The following is a 21,760-nucleotide window of genomic DNA, read 5'->3' as shown; positions in this document are numbered from 1 at the left end:
CTGGGCGCGCCCGACCTGCCCTGCCCGTCCTTACCCCTGTTACACCTTGATCTTGAAGGACTGCGCATAGGCCGCTGGATTCTTGCCATCCCAGACCACGCCATCCATGAGCCTGGAACTGCGCATGCTGTCCTTGGGCAGGGGCGTGCCGGTCATGGCGGCGGCTTGCTTGTAGAGATCGATCTGGTTGACGGCCTTGGCCACGGCGAGATAGTCGGGATCGCTCTTCAACAGGCCCCAGCGGCGGTGCTGGGTCATGAACCACATGCCATCGGAGAGGAAGGGGAAGTTGACCTGGCCATCCTCGTAGAACTTCATGTAGTTGGGATCATCCCAGGTCTTGCCCAGGCCGTTCTGGTAGCGGCCCAGGATGCGCTGGTCGATCACGTCCTTGCTGGTGTTGACGTAGGACTTGTCGGCGATCACCTCGGCCATGCGGTTCTTGTTGGTCAACGAGGCGTCGATCCACTTGCTGGCCTCGAGGATGGCCGCCATCATGGCGCGGCAGGTATTGGGATACTTCTTGACGAATTCCAGCGAGCTGCCCAGCACCTTCTCGGGATGGTCTTTCCAGATGTCCTGGGTGGTGGTGGCCGTGATGCCCACGCCATCGACAATGGCGCGATGCCCCCAGGGCTCGCCCACGCAGAAGCCATCCATGTTGCCCACTCGCATGTTGGCGACCATCTGCGGCGGCGGCACGGTGATGACCTTGGCGTCCTTCATCGGGTTGATGCCATTGGCGGCCAGCCAGTAATACAGCCACATCGCATGGGTGCCGGTGGGGAAGGTCTGGGCGAAGGTGTATTCGCGCTTGTCGGTCTGCATCAGCTTGTAGAGCGATGCGCCATCGACGGCGCCCTTGTCGGCCAGCTTCCTGGACAGCGTGATGGCCTGGCCATTGTGGTTCAGGCCCATGAGCACGGCCATGTCCTTCTTCTGGCCGCCGATGCCCAACTGCACGCCATAGATCAGGCCGTACAGCACATGGGCCGCATCGAGTTCGCCATTGGTCAGCTTGTCGCGCACGCCGGCCCAGGAGGCTTCCTTGCTGGGGATGATCTTGATGCCGTATTTCTTGTCCAGGCCCAGCACCGAGGCCATCACCACCGAGGCGCAGTCGGTCAGCGGAATGAAGCCTATCTTCACCTCCTCCTTCTCGGGCTTGTCCGAACCCGCGGCCCAGGCGCCCCTGCCGGCCAGTCCCAGTGCGCCGGTGGCGGCCAGGCCTGCGCCCTGTATCAGGGTGCGGCGCTTGCCATCCACCTGCTCGCCGCGCGCCATCCCAGCCGCATCTTTTGGTTCGTCGTGAGCCTTGTTGTGAGCCTTGAATTCCATAGCAACCTTCCCCATGCGTGTCGAATTATCGGAAGCCAACAATGAAAAAAGGCGTGTTCCAGCATGGAGGACCCTTGCCGGAAGACGCCTTTGTCTTGGACGGCGCGACCGCCGTTGGTCACACCTGCTGCGCACTATCTGCGCTCTGACCACCTTTCAGCAAAGAGCGTGCCAGTAGCCGACGGACCGGCGCAAAGCCGCGCCCGCAGTGGCTCGCAGGGGTTCGCAGGAAATTGGCGCGGGGCCGCGCCCGCGTGGTGCGCGCGCTCTGCGCGGGCGTGCTGCGCACTTCATTTGTGCCATGCACCAAGATGGCGGCGTCCCCCGGTATTGCCCGCGCCGCCCGCCTACCTGCACTTGCCGCGTTCTCCTACAGCATCTTGCGATGCACGCTGATCGTGGCGGTGGGCCTGCCGGACCTATGATGCTTCAGCACTATCGCTCGCCTGGCGAGCCAACGTACCCATCAATAACAAAGGAGAACGTCCATGACCCTCGGCACCATCCTGCTCATCGTCCTTATCCTGATCCTGCTGGGCGTGATCCCAGCCTGGCCGCACAGCCGCAACTGGGGCTATGGTCCCAGCGGTATCGCTGGCACCATCGTCATCATCCTGCTGATCCTGCTGTTGCTAGGGAAGATATAGGCAGGATCAATCCTGCCCGTGACCGCGCAAGCCTGATAACATCCGGGTTGCGGGGGGAGCACGGCGCGCACGGTGCCTGGTCACCGTCCGCGCCGTGTTCTTTTTGGGCATCCTGCAGGGATGCCGTTTCCGTAACGTGAATGGAGTCCCAAGCAGATGAATAAAAAGCTCCTCGCCCCGGTCCTCTTGTCCTGCCTGGCCACGCTGGGCCTCTCCAGCACAGCTGCGGTCCACGCTGCTGATACGCCTCAGGCTAGCCCGGATCCTGCACGCTGGTACCAAGCCGACGATACGCCCAAGGCGCGCCTGCGCAACCTGAACCAGGAAACTGCTGCGGCCTACGCCGAAGCCCTGGCTGCCTGCAAGTCACTCAAGGGCAAAAAGGCCGCCGCCTGCCGTCACGAAGCACAGCAAGCCCGCAAGGACGATACCGCACGCGCCAAGCGTATCCATGACGATTATGAGCGCAGCCTGAAGGACGACTCCTGATCCTGCGGCCCGACATGAATAACGCCGCGACGAATTGCTTCGTCGCGGCGTTATTCATTTGACATCTGGCCCGCCCGCGCCCTAGCGCAGCCGATCAGGTCGATAAGTCAGGTTCCCGTTCTGGCAGAACCTTGGGGGCTGGGCTTACTTGCCCACCTGGTTGCCGATCACGCCGCCCACTGCTGCGCCACCCACGGTACCCAGGCCGCTGCCACCCGTCAGGATAGCGCCGCCCACGGCGCCGGCGCCGGCGCCGATGGCGGTGTTCTTGTCACGTTGCGACATGTTGCTGCAGCCGGTCATTGCCGAGAAAGCGAAGATGGCCAGCGAAGTCACCGCCAGTTTTTGAATTGTTTTCATGAAGCTCTCCTCATTATCCAGTTGAGTCGGCGCGAGCAAGCTGCACCGGACAAGGGACCGCTCAGGTCGACGGGCGCATGATCACGCGCGGTCGCTGCGCAGGCTCCTGCTGATCACGATAGACCGGCGCCGTGGCGCTTGCCTGGTCCCGTCCGCCTGCACCGTACACCAGTACGGCATTGTGCAGGGACCGGGAGCGCTTGCCCTGGGCCATGTCCATGTATCGGAATTTCTTTTGCCCTTGCTTGTGCAAACGGGCTGCATCCACCGGCATGTGCCGGTCCATCGACGGGACCGACCAGCGCGAGGCGCTGGTGGCCGTCTGCGCAGTGTCTGCAAAAACGTGGGGGGCGAAGGCCGAGGTGGCGGCCAGCATGCAAATACCGACTATTTTTTTCATGGTCTGCCCTTTCAGGGGTCCCTTCTTGGCGGTGAGCAAAAAATTGTGTGACAAGTCGAGAACTCTTTTGCGTTTCGCGGCTCTATCACACCATTGCGCACATGGTCGCGGAAATTGCTGCGCCACAAAATCAGCGCTTTCCGATTCTCGTGTAGGACTTTTCCTACACAGCCACCTCAGCCTGGCGCGGCCTTAGTCCTTCGCGGCTTCCTTGGCATCGCCATAGGTCTTCTGCACATTGCCTTCCACCTGGCGCGCAGCGCCCTTGAGCTCCTGGCTCTTGTTGCCGGTCAGCTCACCGGTCTTTTCCTGCACCTTGCCTGCGGCTTCCTTCAAGCTACCTTTGACTTGATCCTTGTTCATGATCGCTCCTTGTAGGGGTTGGACTGCCTGATAAAGGAAAAATGGAGGCGCGACGCCGGGGCAATGCCATGCCCGTCCATCGGCCCTCGCCGCGCCCTTGCGGGTCCTGCGACGATGAGTCCATGGTAGCGATGAGCCTGGGCGCGGCCCATCAGCGCTTCGCCCTTTCCGGCGTAGGAATAATCGAAAAGGGATGAAGGAAAATGGCGCTTGCGTCGCGCCCCGCCAGGAAGCACAAAGCCGCCCTGAGGCGGCTTTGCAGGATGAAACGACTTGCGACTTTGCAGCTTCAGGCTTCGCTGGGCACCAACTCAGGCCGGATCGGCAAGCTGATGGTGATGAGCGCGCCCTTGCCGGGCGTGGAGCGGATATCGACCTCGCCGCCAAAGAAGGTGGCGCGTTCGCGCAGGCCACGCAGGCCGTAGGTCTTGTGGTTGTCGCGGCGCTCTTCGGGAATGCCCACACCGTCGTCGCGCACGGTCAACGCCACGTGGTCTTCATCGATATCGAGGATCACGTCCACCTTGCTGGCCTTGGCGTGCTTGGTCACGTTGTTGAGCATTTCCTGCAGCATGCGGTAGATGGCAATTTCCATTTCATGTCCCACCTCCACGTCTTCATCGGGCAGGCTGGCATGGCAGGCAATGCCGGTGCGCTCGTGCAGTTCATCGAGCTGTTCGGAGATCGCTGCCTTCAGGCCGAACAGGTCCAGGGTATTGGGCCGCAGCTCGGTCTGGATACGCCGTGTGGTGGCCACCAGCGACTTCATCAGGCCTTGCATGCGGACCTTGCGGTCGGCCCACTTTTCATCCGGCGGGAGGATCTGGTAGACCCCCTCCAGATGCATCGACAAGGCCGTCAGCGAGGCGCCCATGTTGTCGTGCAGCTCGCGGGCAATGGCGCGCTTCTCTTCTTCGCGCACCGTCTCCAGGTGGTTGGTCAGCTCGCGCAGCAAGGCGGTACGCTGGATGACGGTCTTTTCCAGCTGGCTTTCGCGCTGGCGCAATTCGTCCTCTGCCTGCTTGCGCTCGGTGATGTCGGTGCTGATGCCGATGACGCCCTGGACGCTGCCATCCTTGCCGAACCAGGGCACCTTGGCAGTCTGGAAGGTCACCACGCCCTCCGGCAGATGCAGGGTCTGCTCCAGCTTCTCGGGCTTGCCCGAGGCCATCACGCGGCGATCATCGCGATCGATGGTATCGGCCTCTTCCGGCACCAGGAACAGCTCGCGGCTGGAGCGGTACATGGTCTCTTCCCAGGTCTTGCCCAGCTTGTGCAAGGTGGCAGGATTGGCGAAGATCATCAGGCCCTGGCGGTTCTTCACGAAGATGGGGTCGCTGGTGCTTTCGCTGACGGCGTTCAGCAAGGCGCTGGTCTCGGCCAGTTTCTGGGCATTGCGGGTGCGCTCGCCGTATTCGCTATCGAGACGGCTGGCCGAACCCCAGAAGATGAACAGCACGATGACGCCATTGATCAGGGTCAGCGTCGGCAGCAGCAGCTCAGGCAGGATCCAGCCATGGGTCATGCCCCAGTTGAGCAAGAGACTGAAGGCCAGCAGCAGGAACACCGTCTGCGGCAGCAGGTGGCGCAACATCTGGCCACCGGGGGCGATGCGGGTGATGATGGCCATGAGCGGATGGGCCGGCCGCGCCATGAGCAGCGCCGTGGCCAGCAGCGCCATGACCAGCGCCGACAGCAGCGACACCGGCAAGGGGAAATCCAGGTAGACGAACTGACTCACCCCGTACAGGTAGCCCACCAGCGGAATGGCCGCCAGGCCGATCAGTGCAAAGGAAAGATATTCAGCCGGATAGTAGCCGCCCAGCATGCGCCAGTCCTGCAGCAGCAGCACCGCCGCCATGACCACGAAGCCCAGCGAGAGCAAGGGCGGAATCACCAAGGGCGACAGCGGATGGTTCTGGTCGATGGGCAGCCAGCCCAGCGCATACATGAGTCCATGCGCCAGCGTTCCCAGCCCCAGCGCCAGCAGCATCCAGGACAAGCCGGCGGCGACGCGGCGCAAGCCGGAGCGGCGCGCACCGCCGTGGATGCAGCGCAGGTAGAGGGCCGAAGCACCCAGGATCAGGCCGACCGCCGTCATCTCGCGCATTTCCAGCAGGCCCGAGAGCAGGCGCCGGTATTCCTCGCCCAGCAGGCTGGCCAGCAGCACTACCAGGCCCAGCAGGATCACGGCCATGGCCAGCCCCATGGCCAGCGTGGCCATGCTGCTGTAATGCGCGTGGGACGCGGCGAAATACTCGACCGATGCGCTGTTCTGGATATCGGCGGAGGACGGACGAAGGCCGTCGTTGTTCTTCTGCATCGTCGGAAATCCCTTGCTCTAGTGCCTCTAGTGCGGCCGCTGCGGCACGCCAGCACCGGCTCTGCTTCTGATGGTCTGCGTCATCGCGGGCGCGCCGAACCGCCCTGGCGCCGCGACATGGGGCAGCGCATACGCGCTACACCCCTCAAATCCCGCCCGCCTGGGCCGGCCCCTGGGGCGAGTTGTTGCTCGATGAAGTACGTCCGGCCTTGCCCGCCCGCTGCTGCGCCAGCTCTTCGAGCAGGTCGCACAGCAAGGGCAATTCGGACGACTTGTCGAAGAAATGCTGAACCCCGCATTGCACTCCTACCCGCCGATATGTCGGACTGACGTGATTGCTGAACACCACCTTGATCTCGCTCTGCCGCCGCGTATTGGAGCGCGCCAGCGCCTGCAGCAGGCTCATCCCGTTGCCCTGCTTCAACTGGATATCGAGGATGAGCACGTCATAGCTGTGCTGCTGCAGATGGCGCAAGGCGTCCATTTCCGTCTCGGCATAACCCACCAGGCGCACGCCCCCGATCTCGGCCAGGCTTTCCACGATCAGGTCCCGCACATCTTCCGAATCCTCGACCAGGAAAATGCGCAAGGGCGTCCCTTCGCTATCGCGCTGGGGCCTGGTGTTGAGAGTATCGTCCATGATGCGCCGTACCACGTTTCCTTGCTGGGCCCGGCGTACCTGCCGGGCAGGCATCCGCCCGGATGCGCCGGGTGTCAGTCGATCAGGTTGTTCTTGATCGCGTAATAAATGATGTCCGCATTGTTGGTCATGCTCATCTTCTGCAAGACCCGCGAGCGGTAGGTACTCACGGTCTTCACCGACAGGCAGAGCTCGTCAGCGATCTGCGTCACGCCCTGGCCCTGCCCCAGCTTGTAGAAGATCTCGTACTCGCGCTGCGAAAGGGTCTCGTGCAACGGCTTTTCCGAATCCACCGGCTCGCTGGTGAGCAGCTCGGCCACGCCATAACTGATGTACTTGTGTCCGCGCAGGATGGTGTTGATGGCGTTGACCAGCTCGGTGGCCAGCGCCTCCTTCTGCACATAGCCCGAGGCGCCGCTGCGCAGCACCTGGACCGCATAGCGGCTCTCGGGGTGCATCGACAGCATCAGCACCGGCAACTCCGGCTTTTCGCGCTTGATCTGCTTCAACACCTCCACGCCGCTCTTGTCGGGCATTGCAATATCGAGCAGGACGATGTCCCAGTCCTGGGTGCGGACCAGGCGGATGGCTTCCTCCGCCGTGCTGGCCTCGCCACCGATTTCCATCGACGGAATTTCCGAAATGAAGTGATGCACACCTGCCCGTACGACCGCGTGGTCATCGACTACAAGTATTTTTGTCATGGCAATTTTGAGCGGTGAATGGATATACCGGCGCCTGTGACGCCGCCTGCTATCCTGGGTAGTACTTTATTGTGTTATGGGTCCGCCATGCTGCCAGTCGGGTCCCGGAAGACCGGCGCCGGCAAGCGGGGCGCCTCACTGCTGCTGCACTTTCCTGCACTCCCTGGTCCGCCCCTTCCAAGGCGGGCGGACTCCCTGCGAGTGCCCGTGGCGTAGGCTTGTCACTATACCTGACTGCCCCTGACCTGTCTGCTTCCGGAACGCACCGGCTCGCCTGCACGCGGTCGCCGCGCTCTGGAAGTAGACAAGCGCGAACCGGTCAACAGACCGGTTGCGCGCTCACAAGTTCCCTGCCCTTACTGCTTCAGGCGCAGGTCATTACGCACCGAGACCACACCCTTGACGCCGCGCGCCAGTTCGGTCGCACGAGCCGCAGCAGTGGAGCTGGAGACGAAACCGGAGAGCTGGACCACGCCCTTGTAGGTTTCGACGTTGATTTCGGTGGACTTGAGATCCTTCTCGTTGAAGATGGCGGCCTTCACCTTGGTGGTGATGACGGCGTCATCGACGTATTCGCCGGTGCCTTCCTTGTTCGGGCCGGAGGCGCAGCCCACCAGCGACACCATGAACAGTGCCAGGAAGAAACCGATGAAACGCTTGGTGAGGGACATTTTGGTCAGGGACATGATGATCTCCTAAAGAAGTAAAAAGGGAAGCGATCCGGGCGGCAGGTCAGCCGCCCGCGCATCGCAACAAATCAGTGACGAGGGGGCGCCGCGATTACTTGCCGTACTTGGACTTGGCGTTGGCCACGCATTGATCCTTGGCATCGCCGCTCATGGCGTCGCACTTTTCCTTGGCGACGTCATAGTTGGCGTCGTTCTTGTCCTTGCGGGCGTCCTTGTCGGCTTCAGCGCCCTTGCGCTTGGCCTTGGCGTCGGCCAGCGCCGACTCATGGGCGGCCTTGGCTTCCTTCTCGCAGACGTCCTTGTCGTTGCCCTTCATGGGACCGCACTTCTTCTTGGCGGTCTTGTAGTCGGCATCGGCCTTCTTCTTGTCGGCCTTGTACTGAGCGCCCGCCGGGTCGGCAGCGAACGCTGCACCCTGCATGCCGATAGCGGCGACGCCGAAGATCATGGTTGCGATGATTTTTTTCATTGTGTCCTTCCTCATGGTTTGCTCTTGGTTGCGGCCCTGGGCCGTTGTTATGCAGGCCAGCTAGCCGGCCTGCTTCCTTCTCCTGCACTCACACCTGCACTTTCACGTTCGCGCTTTCACGCTTGGCTGATACCGACCAGCCGACCGTCAGGGCTGGCCTCGCCTTATTGGCGCCAATCCTTGTTGCGGTCTTCAAAGTCGCGGATCTGTTTCTCGGCTTCATCCTTGGAGACGCCATAGGCTTCCTGCACGCGGCCCACGAGCTGGTCGCGCTTGCCGGCGATGACGTCGAGGTCGTCATCGGTGAGCTTGCCCCATTGCTCCTTGGCCTTGCCCTTGAATTGCTTCCAGTTGCCTTCGACGATGTCCCAATTCATGTTGATCTCCTTGTTGTGATGGAGCGGGTCTTTCCCGCCAACTTGTCCGGGCCTACCCGGCGCGAAGTCTTACAGGCCCAGCAGGTCGCTCATGTCGTCGGCGTGCTCTTCTTCCTGGGCCATGATCTGGATGAGCATGTGTTTGGTGGTCGGGTCGTCGTCGCCGATGCGTTCGATCATCTGGCGATACGCCTCGATGGCCACGCGCTCTTCCACCAGGTTGGCGCGGATCATGTCCTTGATGTCGGCAGACTCGTCGTACTGCGCATGACTACGCTCGGCGATGGTCTTGGGATTGAAATCCGGCTCGCCATTCAACTGCACGATGCGCTCGGCGATCTGGTCGGCGTGGCTCTGCTCTTCCTGGGCATGCTGGAGGAACTCGCCCTTGATGGCTTCGATCTCCAGGCCCTTGGCGGTGTAGTAGTGGCGCTTGTAGCGCATCACGCACAGCAGCTCGGTGGCCAGCGCATCGTTGAGCATGGCGATGACTTCTTCGCGATTGCCGCGATAGCCTTCGGTGACCGCACCTTCATCGATCTTGGCGGCGGCCGCACGGATGGCCTGCTTGTCGAGGTGGAAGGGGGTGGACTTCACATCGGTCTGGGGGGGATTCTTGGTCATACTCATTCCTTTTCTCCGGTGACTTGACTAACGCGCAAGAGAAGTTACGTCCCTGCGCCTGGCTCAATCCGGGCATGCCGCACTGGCATCGTCCGGGTGCGCCGGGGATCAGTAGCGATCGGCGCAGCGCCCCACCGCCAGGCCAACCAACAGGCCGATGCCAGTACCGATGGCGATGGCGCGCCAGGGGTTGGACTGCACGTAGTCATCGGTGGTGGTGACGATCTGGCGGCCAGTATCGACCACCGCTGCCTGGGCGTCCTGGGCGGTGTTGAGCGCCTGTTCCAGCAGCTCCTGGGCGCTGGCGCGCAGGTCGTCGGCCTTCTTGCCGGTGGCATTGGCCGCTTCGGCGAACATGTCCTGGGCCTGCTGCAGCAGGGATTGCACATCGGTACGGACAGTCTTGAACTTGTTGGCTTGCATGCTAGCCCTCCATGAATTCGTTTCGGGTTGATCGAGGCGGCCATGCCAGCCTCGGCGTAGGGTGCTTACATGAGGTATTGCAGAACGATCAGCATCAGCACCGGCACACCCAGAAGCCATCCGAGCACGAGCTTGTCCATGTCGTCTCCTCCCATCTTGTTCTTGCTGATGCCGGGTGCTGGTGGAACGCTGTCGCGTTGCAACATCCGGCGCCTCCTTGCATGTTCTGCCTACTCTTGGCTACCTGCATGTCTGCGCACTTGAGCAAGTAGTCAACACGATATCGATCCCTTGTCGCGCTTTGTATCGGCGCCATCCCGATTGCCGTGTAGGACAACGGGCCACGCCGAGCGCCGCACTCAGAGCGAACCTGCGCGTTGGCGCAGCGAACGCTTGATCAGGTCTTGCGCCTGGCCCACGGCATGCATGATGCGGCCATCCATCTGGCGGCGTTGCGCAGCGCGCTGCAGGTTGACATTGCCCAGTGCGGCGCCCAGGTTTTCCTGGAACTTGCCCAGCGCAAGCTGCCACTGGCCGTGGATGGTCTTCTTGTTCATGTGCGTCTCCTCGTGGTCAAGGTGGTCGGGTCCTGCCCTTGCAGGACAGCCTGTGCAGCATGGAAAAAATGGTAGCAACGCCATACTGCAGGGCTCTATAGGACGCCGGCCGATTGTCTTGTAGGACAACGCGCAAAGCCTTGCGGGAACTGGGCTTGCGTCATTCGGAGGGGAGCTTTCGAGCGCCATTTTCCAGTGCATGGGAAGACCGTTTCCTACAGGCGCTTGCGGCCTCGTCCGATGGCGTAGGGGCCTATGCGCTCCTAGGATGAAACTGTGCAGCAAGGCGACGCCACTGCTGCAATCCATTGAACCCATCACAAGGAGAATCCCATGGGCAAGTATTTCCTCGCGTGGCTGTGCGGCGTACCGGCTTTCCTGCTGGTGCTGATCTACTTCTTCGTTCACTGACCTGCCCGATTCCACGGACTGCCGGCGTGACCTGAGTCCCAAGTCGTCCAAGTCGCGCACGGCGCTATGCCAGAAAGGAGACCACCATGACCAACGACCACCTGATTTCCACCCTCAATGACCTGATCCAGATTTCCATGGATGGCGAGAAGGGCTTCCGCGCCTGTGCCGATGACGCCCAGGAGCGCTATATCCCTTACAAGGACACCTTCATGGCGCGCGCCACTGAATGCGCGCAGACCGTGCTGGACCTGCAGGACCTGGTACGCCGCCTGGGTGGTGAACCGGCCAGCCACAGCACGTTGGGCGGCGCGCTGCACCGCCAATGGGTGAACCTGAAGAGCGCCATCACCGGACGGGATGACGAAAGCATCCTGGAAGAATGCGAACGCGGCGAGGATGCCGCTGTGAACGCCTATCGCAAGGCCTTGAGCGAAGACCTGCCGACCGACATCCGCCTGCTGATCGAACGTCAGTACCAGGGCGTGCTGGCCAACCACGACAAGGTCAAGAGCCTGCGCAATGAGGTGCGGGCGCGCAAGGCGGCCTGATCCTGGATGCGTCAATATGCAATGACGTAAGCATAAAAAAACGCAGCCTGTGTGGCTGCGTTTTTCATTGAGACCGCTATCGTTCGGTAAATAATTTATATCATTTACAGAAAAACGAGCGCTTCAGCACTCTTACCCTTCACCGAGATAGGCCGCCTTCACCCGCGGATCATCCAGCATCTGCTGCGCCTGCCCCTGCATGGTGATCAGGCCCGACTCCATCACGTAACCGCGATGCGCCGCCTCCAGCGCCAGCTTGGCGTTCTGCTCCACCAGCAGGATGGTGATGCCCTGCGCCGACACATTGCGGATCACCTCGAAGATCTTCTCCACCATGATCGGCGACAAGCCCATCGACGGTTCATCCAGCAACAGCAATTTTGGATGGCTCATCAGCGCCCGCGCCATGGCCAGCATCTGCTGCTCGCCGCCCGAGAGCGTACCCGCCATCTGCGCCGCGCGCTCCTTCAGGCGCGGGAAGACCGCGAACCACTTGTCGATATCGGCTGCGATCTGGCCCTTATCGTCGCTGGTATAGGCGCCCATCAACAGGTTTTCCTGGATGCTCATGCGCGTGAAGACGCCCCGCCCTTCCGGCACCATCGCCAGCTTGTCCTTGACCAGCTCGAAGGACTTCTTGCCCTTGAGCGGCTGGCCCAGGTACTCGATATGCCCCTCGACACGGCTGGCCGGCAGCGTGCCGGTGATGGCCTTCAGGGTCGTAGTCTTGCCCGCGCCGTTGGCGCCGATCAGCGTAACCAGTTCGCCTTCATTGACCTCCAGGTCAATCCCCTTGACGGCCTGGATGCCGCCATAGGCCACGCTCAGTTGTTGGACTTTAAGAATGTTGGTTGTCATGTTCTATGGTCTCGCTTAATGTCCCGCACCCAAATAGGCCTCAATCACCGCCGGGTTCTTCTGCACATCGGCCGGCACGCCTTCGGCAATCGGCTTGCCGTAGTCCAGCACCGTGATGCGGTTGCACAGGCCCATCATCAGCTTGACGTCGTGCTCGATCAACAGGATGGTCTTGCCCTCGGCCTGGATCTTCACCAGCAGCTCGCGCAGGCCCAGCTTCTCGGTGGCGTTCATGCCGGCGGCCGGTTCGTCCAGCGCCAGCAGTTGCGGATCGGTCGCCAAGGCGCGGGCGATCTCCAGGCGGCGCTGGTCGCCATACGACAGGTGCCGCGCGGTGCGCTTGGCGAACTGGCCGATGCCCACGAAGTCCAGCAGCTTCTGCGATTTCTCGCGGATGGCCGCTTCCTCTTCGCGGGCGGCCTTGTGGCGGAACACGGCGCCGAAGACGTTCTGTTTGGTGCGCACATGGCAGCCCACCATCACGTTTTCCAGCACGGTCATCTCGCCGAACAGGCGGATGTTCTGGAAGGTGCGGGCAATGCCGGCCTTGGCCACCTCATGCGGGGCGCTGGGCGAATAGGGCTTGCCGTCCAGTTCGAAGGTGCCGGTGTCGGGTTGGTACAGGCCGGTGATGACGTTGAAGAAGGTGGTCTTGCCCGCGCCATTGGGGCCGATCAGGCCATAGATCTGGCCGCGCTCGATAGTGATGCCCACGCCGTTCAAGGCTTGCAGGCCGCCGAAGCGCTTGCTGACGTCGCGGATCTTGAGCAGTGTCTGGCTCATCTTGTTCTCTCCTGCTTAGGCTTTGACTTCGCCGGTCGTGCCGACTTGGGTATGGTCCGCTTCGGGGCGGTCTTCATGGCGCGGCGAGGGCCACAGGCCGGCCGGGCGGGTCAGCATGATCACCACCATGGCCAGGCCGTAGAGCAGCTGGCGCAGCACTTCGGCATCGATCCAGACCTTCCCGAAGATGGCCATCTGCACCGGCTCCACCACGTGACGCAGCACTTCCGGCAGCGCCGCCAGGATCACGCCGCCCAGCACCACGCCAGGAATATGGCCGATGCCGCCCAGCACCACCATGGCCAGCACGGCGATGGATTCGGTCAGCGAGAACGATTCCGGCGAGACGAAGCCCTGGAAGGCGCCGAACATGGCCCCGGCCACGCCGCCAAAGGACGCGCCCATGGCGAAGGCCAGCAGCTTGACGTTGCGGGTGTTGATGCCCATCGCCTTGGCGGCGATCTCGTCTTCGCGGATGGCGACCCAGGCCCGGCCCAGGCGCGAATCCTGTAGCCGCACCGAGAAGAAGATCACGCCGATGCACAACAGCAGGAACAGGAAGTAATAGGCGTTGACCGAGGGCATGCTCATGCCGAAGACCTTGACCATCGAGCCCGAGCCGGGCTCACCGGCCAGCGAGACGCCGAACACCTTGATCGGATCGATCAGGTTGATGCCCTGCGGCCCGTTGGTGATGTTGACCGGGGCGTTGAGGTTGTTCATGAAGATGCGGATGATCTCGCCAAAGCCCAGCGTCACGATGGCCAGGTAGTCGCCGCGCAGCTTCAGGGTCGGCGCGCCCAGCAGCGCACCGAAGAGCGCAGCCAGCAAGGCCGAGATCGGCACGATCAGCCACAGCGAGAGGTGGATGCCGTTCTGCACGATCTCGGGACCGCACAGCCACACCAGGAAGTTGCCGACGCTGGGATAGGTGTTGACGAAGGATTCGATGACCGCCGCAAACTGCGGCGAGGCCAGCAAGCCCGCGCTATACGCACCGATGGCGTAGAAGGCGATGTAGCCCAGGTCCAGCAGGCCAGCAAAGCCCACCACCACGTTCAGGCCCAGAGCCAGCATGATGTAGAGCAGCGCCACGTCCATGATGCGCACCCAGGAATTGCCGAACTGCTGGGCCACGAAGGGAAACACGATCATCAGGGCCAGCAGCAGCAAGAGGCTGATGCGGGCTTGCTGGGGATTACGCTTCATGTCGAAAGTTAGGAGAGCCATAGGTCTTCTCTTCTGGTTCTATAAAGGTGTGGATGACTGGAGGATGGCCAGGCTCAGGCGCGGTCAGCGACGCGCTCGCCCATGATCCCCGAGGGACGCAGGGTCAGCACGATGATGAGCACGATGAAGGCAAAGATGTCCTGATAGTTGCTGCCCAGGAAGTTGCCGGTCAGGTCGCCGATGTAGCCCGCGCCCAGGCTTTCGATCAGGCCCAGCAGGATGCCGCCCAGCATGGCGCCGTAGATGTTGCCGATGCCGCCCAGCACGGCGGCCGAGAAGGCCTTCAGGCCCGGCACGAAGCCCATGGCGAATTGCGCGGTGGAATAGTTGGCCGCCCACATGACCCCGGCAATGGCGGCCAGGCCGGCGCCGATGGCGAAGGTGACCACGATGACCTTGTTGGCGTCCACGCCCATCAAGCCGGCGATGCGCGGGTTCTCGGCGGTGGCGCGCATGGCGCGGCCCATCTTGGTCTTTTCCACGATCAGCACCAGGCCCACCATGGCCAGCACGGCCAACGCCAGCAGCATGATCTGTGTGGGCGAAATGAGGGCGCCGGCGATATGCACCGGGTCCGACGGCATGACCTGCGGGAAGGGCAAGGGGCTGCGGCCCCAGATCATCATGGCCAAGGTCTGCAACAGGATGGACACGCCGATGGCCGTGATCAGCGGGGCCAGGCGCGGGGCGTTGCGCAGGGGACGATAGGCGATGCGCTCGATGAGCAGGCTCACCACGATACACACCGGAATGGCGCCGACGATGGCGATGACCAGCTGCACGATGCCCGGCAGGCCGGGCGCCACCTGCTGCACCACTTTGAGCAGCGACAGGCCGACCATCGCACCCACCATCAGGATGTCGCCGTGGGCGAAGTTGATCAGGTTCAGCACCCCATACACCATGGTGTAGCCCAGGGCGATCAGTGCGTACATGCTGCCTAGCACCAATCCGTTGATGATCTGCTGGATGAAAATGTCCATGGTTAACTCTTCGATCTAGATGAAAACAAGAAAAACGCGGAGGCCTGCACCGGGCGGGCGCTGCACGAAAGCATGGCGATTAGCAAAATCCGTTCCCGGCGGCCGGGATACGATCATTGCCCTTCAACCAAAGGCTTGCTCAGCCAAGCTGACAGACGGGGACAGAGGGAAGTGAAGCGATATCAGCCGCTGTCGCCGCGGATGCGACAGCAGCGCCTGTGGCGGGAATGCCGACAAGGCCGGCGCAGGCCGGCTGGCAGATGGACTTGCATGGTTGGGGTCTCCCTGTCTCTCGTTACGCCGCGTTGGCGGCGCGCCGGGCCTCGCTCGAAGGAGGCTTCTCGCGTAGCCGCCTTTTGGGCGGCTCGTCAATATTGGTGCGGAATTATACGCAGAACCTTCATACAATCCAGCAGAAAGACCCGGCTGTTACATAAGAAAGCGCGGTAAGACCAGTGAACCGCACCGTTTTATTGCATCAACTGCGGCCAAATTGAAAAAGGCTTGCATCGGCAAGCCTTTTAACGCAATCCATGCGCTCCACGCTCTTCAGTGTCGACCCGGCCTCAGGCGGCTGTCTCGCTGGGCGCCGTGCGCGTCCCCAAGCCCTTGGGCAGGGGGAAGGTGACGTTTTCTTCAATCCCTTCCAGCACCCGCACGCTGCGCGCGCCGATTTCCTTGATACGGTCGATCACGGCCTGCACCAGCACTTCCGGCGCGGAAGCCCCGGCGGTGACGCCGATGCGCTGGCGCCCCTGGATCCATAGCGGATCGATCAGGGCGGCATTGTCCACCATGAAGGCCGCCACGCCCTTCTTCTCGGCCAGCTCGCGCAGACGGTTGGAATTGGAGCTGTTGGGACTGCCCACCACGATGACCACGTCCACCTGCGGCGCCATGAACTTCACGGCTTCCTGGCGGTTGGTAGTGGCATAGCAGATGTCCCCCTTCTTGGGCTCGGAAATGGCGGGGAAGCGCTCACGCAAGGCGGCGATGATCTCGGCCGTGTCATCCACCGACAGGGTGGTCTGGGAAACATAGGCCAGCAGCGCGGGGTCGGCTACCTGCAGGCGCTGCACGTCTTCCACCGTTTCCACCAGGTGCATGCCGGCTTCGGTCTGGCCCATGGTGCCTTCCACCTCGGGATGGCCGGCGTGGCCGATCATGATGATCTCGCGACCCTCGCGGCGCATCTTGGCCACTTCCATATGCACCTTGGTGACCAGCGGACAGGTCGCGTCGAACACCGTCAACCCGCGCTCGGCCGCCTCGGCCTGGATCGCCTTGGACACGCCGTGGGCCGAGAAGATGACGGTGCTGCCGGCCGGCACATCGGCCAGCTCCTCGATGAACACGGCCCCCTTGGCGCGCAGGTCGTTGACCACGTAGGCGTTATGGACAATCTCGTGGCGGACATAGATCGGTGCGCCGAACTGCGCCAGCGCGCGCTCGACGATCTCGATGGCGCGATCCACGCCCGCACAGAAACCACGGGGCTGGGCCAGCAGGATTTCGGATTCGGCTTTATCCATGGTCATGGTGATTTCCTTGATTCTTCACGACTTTCTTCACTACTTCACTAGCACTGCATCGCCAAATATCGAGGCGCTTACAGGATTCCTATGATTTTCACTTCGAACTTCAATGTCTGGCCGGCCAGCGGATGATTGAAGTCGAAAATTGCGCCATCATCATCCATCGCCCGCAGGATGCCTGCGAAGCGGCCACCGCCGGGCGCGGCGAAATCCACCAGGTCACCGATGCGATATTGCTCGTCCATGGAAGAGTTCTCTTCCAGGGTGGCGCGGGAAATGCGCTGCACCAGTTCATCGGTGCGCTCGCCGAAGGCCTGGGCCGGGGCCAGCTCGAAGGTCTGGTGCGCGCCCTCGGGCAAACCCAGCAGGCAGGATTCCAGGAACGGCGCCAGTTGCCCCTGTCCGAACTGCAGGGTGGCAGGATTCTCGTTGAAGGTGCTGACGATGTCTTCCCCTTCCAGCGAAGCCAGGCGGTAATGCAGCGTGAGATAGGCGTTTTCGGTGACGACGGGTACGGATGGGCTGGACATGGCGGAAACTCGGATAGGCACAATAGCCCGCTATTGTAAGCCACGTTGGCCTGCCGCGCCGGGGCTGGATTCATCTTGGCGACCAGGCGGGCGCACTTCCCTGCACTGTCCTTGAGGCGGCTCAAGACCCCGCCGGGGCCGCCGGACCGAGCAGGCGATTTCCTTCATTTCCTTCATTTTCAGGAGCTTCAAGACATGGTGATCACGGATTGGCCCAAGGAACAAAGGCCGCGCGAGCGGATGGCCCAGCACGGACCGGCCGCGCTGTCGGACGCGGAATTGCTGGCGATCTTCCTGCGCGTGGGCATTCCCGGCAAGAATGCGGTGGAGCTGGCCAGCGAGACGATACAGCGCTTCGGCTCGCTGGACGGCGTGCTGGGCGCGGTCGAAAGAGACCTGCCGCTGGGCAAGGGCCTGGGACCTGCCACCTGCACCCAGCTGCGGGCAGTGCTGGAAATGTCCCGCCGCGCCATCCACACGCAGATGCGGCAGCGCGAATTGCTCAATTCGACACGGGCTGTGGGCGACTATCTGAAACTGATGCTGGCCCATCGCGAACAGGAATGTTTCGTCGCCCTCTTCCTGGACGTGCGCAACAAGCTCATCGGCACCGAAGAATTATTCAAGGGCACGCTGACCCAGTCCGCCGTCTACCCCCGTGAGGTCATCAAGGCCGCGCTGCGGCATAACGCGGCCTCGGTCATCCTGGCCCACAACCATCCCTCGGGGGACCCTGAACCCAGCGACCACGACCTGCGGCTGACCGCCGCGCTGGACGAGGCGCTGCAGATGATGGACATCCGCCTGCTGGACCATTTCGTGGTGGCCGGAACACGTCTCTACTCCTTCGCCGACCACGGGAAGATGTAGCACCGGACCGCGCAGACCGGCCGCAAACCCGCACGGGAGGCGGGTTCTGCGTCGACAAGGCAGGCTCGGGAAAGCGTGACGAAGAAAATTGTTAAATGCATTTTTCTAACCGCGACACAATTGTTTTTCGCAAGTCATTGAAAAGTCTAAGTTTTTTCCCTATACTCTCGCTTTTCCCAAATTCGGAAATTTTTAAGGAGTCTCACATGGCACGTGTCTGCCAAGTCACCGGGAAGGGGCCGATGGTCGGCAACAACGTTTCCCATGCAAACAACAAGACCAAGCGTCGTTTCCTGCCCAACCTGCAGAACCGCCGCATTTTCGTCGAATCCGAGAACCGCTGGGTTTCGCTGCGTTTGTCCAACGCCGGCCTGCGCGTGATCGACAAGATCGGCATCGACGCCGTTCTGGCCGATCTGCGTGCTCGTGGCGAAAAAGTCTAATTAGCAGAGTAAAGGAAATCTATCATGGCGAAATCCGGCCGCGACAAAATCAAACTGGAGTCGACCGCAGGTACTGGTCACTTCTACACCACCACCAAGAACAAGCGTACTACGCCCGAAAAGATCAGCATCATGAAGTTCGATCCCAAGGCACGTAAGCACGTCGAATACAAGGAAACCAAGATCAAGTAATTGATCCCGGTCTCCCGATGAAAAACCCGCAGAGCGATCTGCGGGTTTTTTATTGCCTGTGCCGGCCATCGTCCACTGCCCTCCCCCCCTTCGCGCCGCTGTCTCGACGCAAAGCCGGGAGCGCCTCGGCAGGCCTCGCCGCTGATGGCGCCGGGCAGCGGCGCCGCGACAGGACAAGGGGGCTGTAGACTGGCGCACGGCGCTCAAGCCTGCGCACACCAGCCCGCGCACAAAGAAAAATCCCCGCAGATCACTCTGCGGGGATTTTTTATTCCTGCCCAGGTGGCCAGCGGGTACTGGCCAACACTGGTCAATCAGGCATAGCTGCGCAGGCGCAGTGCAAAGTCACGCAAGGCCTTCACACCGGAGGCCTCGGCGCGTGCGCACCAGTCTTGCAATTGCTGCAGCAGTTGCTCGCGGGTCGAGTGCGAACGCTCCCAGATGGCGCTAAGCTCGATGCGCATTTCATGCATGGTCTGCAGCGCCTTGCTGTGCGCGAACAGTTCGGAGAGCTGTTGCTTCTGACCATCTTCCAGACGGCCCGGCTCACGCTGCAGCAGCTTCTTGGACGACTTCAGGAAGCGCGATTCCAGCTTGGCCTTCTCGATCAGGTGGTCCAGCTCATCCTTCCACGCGCTCTTGAGGGAGCGGGCGTACTTGGCGGTGACGTCGTAACGGTTGGCGATCACCGATTGCAGCGTGTCGAAGTCGATAACGGCTTTCTGGCGGTCGAACTTGGGCACCGGCAACACCTTCTTGACCTTGGCCAGGCCGAAGGTTTCCAGGATGCGGATATACATCCAGCCGACGTCGAACTCATACCACTTGGCCGAGAACTTGGCCGAGGTGCCGAAGGTGTGGTGGTTGTTGTGCATTTCCTCGCCGCCGATCAGGATGCCGATCGGGAACAGGTTGGTCGATGCATCCACGCAATCGTAGTTGCGATAACCCCAGAAGTGACCCAGGCCATTGACCACGCCGGCCGCCCAGAAGGGAATCCAGGCCATCTGCACCGCCCAGATGGTCAGGCCGATGGCGCCGAAGAGCAGCACGTCGATGATCAGCATCAGGCCCACGCCTTGCCAGCTGTACTTGCTGTAGACGTTATGCTCGAGCCAGTCGTCGGGAGTGCCATGGCCGAACTTCTCCATGGTTTCGTCATTCTTGGATTCGGCGCGATAGAGCTCGGCGCCTTCCCACATCACCTTCTTGATGCCGCGGGTCTGCGGGCTGTGCGGATCTTCCTCGGTCTCGCACTTGGCGTGGTGCTTGCGGTGGATGGCGGCCCATTGCTTGGTCACCATGCCGGTGGTCATCCACAGCCACAGACGGAAGAAGTGGCTGGGGATCGCGTGCAGTTCGAGCGCGCGATGCGCCTGGCAACGATGCAGGTAGAGTGTCACGCCCACGATGGTGATGTGGGTCATCACCAGGGTGTAAATGACAATCTGCCAACCGGATGCATGCAGCAGGCCGTTGGCAACAAAGTCGAGGATCGCATCAAGGGTCATCAGTACAACTCCAAATAGAAAACAACTATTGGACTACAAAACAGGATTATTACTTGTTCCGTGAAAATGGTTTTATTTTCTTTTAATTACCGGGCATTGTACGCGAATTCTGCCCCCCTGGCATATCAGGATTTTCCTTGCCCGTACTTTGGCGGAAGCTGCGCTCATCCATGATGCGAATGTCGCGCTTGGCGTGCGCCACTTCAATGCCATGTTGCTTGAAGGCAGCCCAGATGGCCCGATTGACGTCCGACAAGACATTGAGCCGGCCATTTTCCGGATCGGTAATCCAGAAACCGAGCTCCAGGTCCAGCCCGTCGGCCCCGATCTTGATCAGCAGGGCCTGCGGGGCGGTCTGCTGGGATACCCGCTGCACCCCAAGTGCGGCCTGTTCCATGATTGACAAGACGGTCTCGACATCATCCTGGTACAGAATTGTAAGCTGTGTGGACAAACGTACAATGCGGTGCGTCAATGAATAGTTCTGTACCGGATTTGAGACAAACAGTTCGTTGGGCAACACCGATTCGATGCCGTCCAGCCCTTCCAGGATGGTATAGCGGGTATTAATCTGGGTGACCTTGCCGAAATATTTATCCACGGCAACCATGTCGCCGATGACCATGCTGCGCTCGAGCAGGATTACGAAACCCGATACATAGCTGCTGGCGATCTTCTGCAAGCCCAGACCGATACCCACCCCCAGCGCGCCACCGAAGACCGACAACACCGTCAGGTCGATGCCCACCAGCGACAGGCTGACCAGGAAGGCGATCAGGATCAGCAGCGCCCGCAGCATCCGAGCCACCACGGTACGCAGCGAGGAATGCATGCCGCTGAACTTCATCAGGCGGTTTTCCAGCACCGTCCCTATCCACAGGGCAATGATGAGCGTCACCAGCACCGAGGCCGCGCCTTGCAACATCGTCAACAGTGAGACCTTGTGGCGCGCCAGCGGCAGCGTGGTGCCATCCAGGTAATCGACAAAGTCCGGCCACAAGCCGGTGATCCAGAGCACCACGCACAGCCAGACCAGCACGGCGATCGCCTTCTCGGACAGGTGCAACAGGGCGCCCACGGTCGCGTCCTTGACGAAGATGCCGCGCAGCACATAGAACACGAAGCGCATCGCCACCTGCGCCACGGTAAGCGGAAACATGATTTCCCACAGTGTCACCGAATGGCCGCTGCGCTTGAGCGCGTAGTAGGCGGCCGTCAGCAGCCCCAGCGCCAGCAGTGGCGAGAGCACGCGGGCGAAGCTCTTCACGCCGATCTGCATGACCAGCGACTGCGGGACGTCGTCGCCGGGCAGCATGAAACGCGCCCGCAACCAGCGCGACAGGGCGATGCCGCCCAGCAGGCACAGGGCGATCAGGCCCAGCTGGCGCAGCAGCGACAGCGGGGCGGGATCAGTGAAGAGGGAAAAGAAGTGATCGGTCATGCAGGCCGGGAAGCAAAAG

At 61.7% G+C, this 21,760-nt stretch carries 28 protein-coding genes; 6 read left to right on the top strand and 22 right to left on the bottom strand.

The genetic code is table 11. The features are described from left to right. Nucleotides 1–39 precede the first annotated feature (39 nt). Nucleotides 40–1,284 carry a CmpA/NrtA family ABC transporter substrate-binding protein gene (locus tag ACP92_RS06025; RefSeq protein WP_013233230.1) on the bottom strand — a complete coding sequence of 415 codons (1,245 nt, stop codon included), beginning with the start codon at nt 1,282–1,284 and terminating at the stop codon, nt 40–42. A gap of 542 nt (nt 1,285–1,826) precedes the next feature. On the opposite strand from ACP92_RS06025, the gene ACP92_RS24215 reads away from it, so the two are divergent. Further along, nucleotides 1,827–1,985 carry a DUF3309 family protein gene (locus ACP92_RS24215; protein ID WP_017453079.1) on the top strand — a complete coding sequence of 53 codons (159 nt, stop codon included), beginning with the start codon at nt 1,827–1,829 and terminating at the stop codon, nt 1,983–1,985. Between the two features lie 156 nt (nt 1,986–2,141). Further along, nucleotides 2,142–2,474: a hypothetical protein gene (locus ACP92_RS06015; protein WP_013233228.1), complete on the top strand. Its 333-nt coding sequence runs from the start codon at nt 2,142–2,144 to the stop codon at nt 2,472–2,474. A 144-nt stretch (nt 2,475–2,618) separates the two neighbouring features. Here the strand turns inward: ACP92_RS06015 and osmB are convergent, their stop codons facing one another. From osmB to ACP92_RS05955, 13 genes are all read right to left on the bottom strand, one after another. Continuing rightward, nucleotides 2,619–2,834, bottom strand: coding sequence for an osmotically-inducible lipoprotein OsmB (gene osmB, locus ACP92_RS06010; protein ID WP_013233227.1), 216 nt, complete (start codon nt 2,832–2,834; stop codon nt 2,619–2,621). Nucleotides 2,835–2,895: 61 nt separating this feature from the next. Beyond that, nucleotides 2,896–3,273 carry a hypothetical protein gene (locus tag ACP92_RS06005; RefSeq protein WP_231944443.1) on the bottom strand — a complete coding sequence of 126 codons (378 nt, stop codon included), beginning with the start codon at nt 3,271–3,273 and terminating at the stop codon, nt 2,896–2,898. 153 nt (nt 3,274–3,426) lie between these two features. Continuing rightward, nucleotides 3,427–3,597 carry a CsbD family protein gene (locus tag ACP92_RS06000; protein ID WP_013233225.1) on the bottom strand — a complete coding sequence of 57 codons (171 nt, stop codon included), beginning with the start codon at nt 3,595–3,597 and terminating at the stop codon, nt 3,427–3,429. A 289-nt stretch (nt 3,598–3,886) separates the two neighbouring features. Continuing rightward, nucleotides 3,887–5,920: a PAS domain-containing sensor histidine kinase gene (locus ACP92_RS05995; protein ID WP_013233224.1), complete on the bottom strand. Its 2,034-nt coding sequence runs from the start codon at nt 5,918–5,920 to the stop codon at nt 3,887–3,889. Nucleotides 5,921–6,065: 145 nt separating this feature from the next. Continuing rightward, nucleotides 6,066–6,560 carry a response regulator gene (locus ACP92_RS05990; protein WP_171941783.1) on the bottom strand — a complete coding sequence of 165 codons (495 nt, stop codon included), beginning with the start codon at nt 6,558–6,560 and terminating at the stop codon, nt 6,066–6,068. Nucleotides 6,561–6,634: 74 nt separating this feature from the next. Then, nucleotides 6,635–7,264 carry a response regulator gene (locus ACP92_RS05985; RefSeq protein WP_006464715.1) on the bottom strand — a complete coding sequence of 210 codons (630 nt, stop codon included), beginning with the start codon at nt 7,262–7,264 and terminating at the stop codon, nt 6,635–6,637. Nucleotides 7,265–7,620: 356 nt separating this feature from the next. Further along, nucleotides 7,621–7,950 carry a BON domain-containing protein gene (locus ACP92_RS05980; protein ID WP_013233222.1) on the bottom strand — a complete coding sequence of 110 codons (330 nt, stop codon included), beginning with the start codon at nt 7,948–7,950 and terminating at the stop codon, nt 7,621–7,623. A gap of 94 nt (nt 7,951–8,044) precedes the next feature. Further along, nucleotides 8,045–8,422, bottom strand: coding sequence for a hypothetical protein (locus tag ACP92_RS05975; RefSeq protein ID WP_013233221.1), 378 nt, complete (start codon nt 8,420–8,422; stop codon nt 8,045–8,047). Nucleotides 8,423–8,586: 164 nt separating this feature from the next. Continuing rightward, nucleotides 8,587–8,799: a CsbD family protein gene (locus ACP92_RS05970; protein WP_013233220.1), complete on the bottom strand. Its 213-nt coding sequence runs from the start codon at nt 8,797–8,799 to the stop codon at nt 8,587–8,589. 69 nt (nt 8,800–8,868) lie between these two features. Beyond that, on the bottom strand, nt 8,869–9,429 hold the full coding sequence (locus tag ACP92_RS05965; RefSeq protein WP_013233219.1) for a ferritin-like domain-containing protein: 561 nt from the start codon (nt 9,427–9,429) through the stop codon (nt 8,869–8,871). A 102-nt stretch (nt 9,430–9,531) separates the two neighbouring features. After that, nucleotides 9,532–9,846, bottom strand: coding sequence for an ElaB/YgaM/YqjD family protein (locus tag ACP92_RS05960; RefSeq protein ID WP_041310306.1), 315 nt, complete (start codon nt 9,844–9,846; stop codon nt 9,532–9,534). A 65-nt stretch (nt 9,847–9,911) separates the two neighbouring features. Further along, nucleotides 9,912–10,052 carry a hypothetical protein gene (locus ACP92_RS24505; RefSeq protein ID WP_156181733.1) on the bottom strand — a complete coding sequence of 47 codons (141 nt, stop codon included), beginning with the start codon at nt 10,050–10,052 and terminating at the stop codon, nt 9,912–9,914. Nucleotides 10,053–10,205: 153 nt separating this feature from the next. Further along, entirely contained in the window at nt 10,206–10,403 is a 198-nt protein-coding gene (locus ACP92_RS05955) for a CsbD family protein (RefSeq protein WP_039788837.1), read from the bottom strand. A gap of 497 nt (nt 10,404–10,900) precedes the next feature. Here ACP92_RS05955 and ACP92_RS05950 point away from each other — a divergent pair, with 497 nt between their 5' ends. After that, complete coding sequence (locus ACP92_RS05950; RefSeq protein ID WP_013233216.1) at nt 10,901–11,365, top strand: PA2169 family four-helix-bundle protein; 465 nt, start codon at nt 10,901–10,903, stop codon at nt 11,363–11,365. A gap of 132 nt (nt 11,366–11,497) precedes the next feature. Here ACP92_RS05950 and ACP92_RS05945 read toward each other — a convergent pair whose 3' ends face one another. The 6 genes from ACP92_RS05945 to ACP92_RS05920 form a co-directional block, all read right to left on the bottom strand. Beyond that, complete coding sequence (locus ACP92_RS05945) at nt 11,498–12,223, bottom strand: ABC transporter ATP-binding protein (RefSeq protein ID WP_013232228.1); 726 nt, start codon at nt 12,221–12,223, stop codon at nt 11,498–11,500. A 15-nt stretch (nt 12,224–12,238) separates the two neighbouring features. Next, the gene (locus tag ACP92_RS05940; RefSeq protein WP_013233215.1) at nt 12,239–13,006 is read right to left on the bottom strand and encodes an ABC transporter ATP-binding protein; all 768 of its coding nucleotides are present in this window, start codon (nt 13,004–13,006) and stop codon (nt 12,239–12,241) included. 15 nt (nt 13,007–13,021) lie between these two features. Then, nucleotides 13,022–14,236: an ABC transporter permease subunit gene (locus ACP92_RS05935; RefSeq protein WP_013233214.1), complete on the bottom strand. Its 1,215-nt coding sequence runs from the start codon at nt 14,234–14,236 to the stop codon at nt 13,022–13,024. A gap of 53 nt (nt 14,237–14,289) precedes the next feature. After that, the gene (locus ACP92_RS05930) at nt 14,290–15,219 is read right to left on the bottom strand and encodes a branched-chain amino acid ABC transporter permease (protein WP_013232225.1); all 930 of its coding nucleotides are present in this window, start codon (nt 15,217–15,219) and stop codon (nt 14,290–14,292) included. A 566-nt stretch (nt 15,220–15,785) separates the two neighbouring features. Beyond that, nucleotides 15,786–16,757, bottom strand: a complete 972-nt coding sequence (ispH, locus tag ACP92_RS05925) for a 4-hydroxy-3-methylbut-2-enyl diphosphate reductase (protein WP_013233212.1) — start codon at nt 16,755–16,757, stop codon at nt 15,786–15,788. 71 nt (nt 16,758–16,828) lie between these two features. Continuing rightward, nucleotides 16,829–17,284, bottom strand: coding sequence for an FKBP-type peptidyl-prolyl cis-trans isomerase (locus ACP92_RS05920; RefSeq protein WP_041310301.1), 456 nt, complete (start codon nt 17,282–17,284; stop codon nt 16,829–16,831). 195 nt (nt 17,285–17,479) lie between these two features. Between ACP92_RS05920 and radC the strand changes: the two genes are divergently transcribed. The 3 genes from radC to rpmG all read left to right on the top strand — a co-directional run bounded on the left by radC (nt 17,480) and on the right by rpmG (nt 18,789). Further along, nucleotides 17,480–18,154: a RadC family protein gene (gene radC / locus ACP92_RS05915; protein WP_013233210.1), complete on the top strand. Its 675-nt coding sequence runs from the start codon at nt 17,480–17,482 to the stop codon at nt 18,152–18,154. Nucleotides 18,155–18,360: 206 nt separating this feature from the next. Continuing rightward, entirely contained in the window at nt 18,361–18,597 is a 237-nt protein-coding gene (gene rpmB / locus ACP92_RS05910) for a 50S ribosomal protein L28 (RefSeq protein WP_006463730.1), read from the top strand. Nucleotides 18,598–18,621: 24 nt separating this feature from the next. Beyond that, the gene (gene rpmG, locus ACP92_RS05905; RefSeq protein WP_006463731.1) at nt 18,622–18,789 is read left to right on the top strand and encodes a 50S ribosomal protein L33; all 168 of its coding nucleotides are present in this window, start codon (nt 18,622–18,624) and stop codon (nt 18,787–18,789) included. Nucleotides 18,790–19,103: 314 nt separating this feature from the next. On the opposite strand, the gene ACP92_RS05900 is transcribed toward rpmG, so the two are convergent. Further along, nucleotides 19,104–20,300 (bottom strand): DesA family fatty acid desaturase, encoded by a 1,197-nt coding sequence (locus ACP92_RS05900; RefSeq protein WP_048348507.1) that lies wholly within the window; start codon nt 20,298–20,300, stop codon nt 19,104–19,106. An 82-nt stretch (nt 20,301–20,382) separates the two neighbouring features. Next, nucleotides 20,383–21,741, bottom strand: a complete 1,359-nt coding sequence (locus tag ACP92_RS05895; protein ID WP_041310298.1) for a mechanosensitive ion channel family protein — start codon at nt 21,739–21,741, stop codon at nt 20,383–20,385. Nucleotides 21,742–21,760: the final 19 nt, after the last annotated feature.

Origin of the sequence: Herbaspirillum seropedicae, assembly GCF_001040945.1 — a bacterium.
In the GTDB taxonomy this organism is placed as follows: Bacteria; Pseudomonadota; Gammaproteobacteria; order Burkholderiales; family Burkholderiaceae_D; genus Herbaspirillum; species Herbaspirillum seropedicae.
This window is presented reverse-complemented; position numbering and strand designations above follow the sequence as displayed.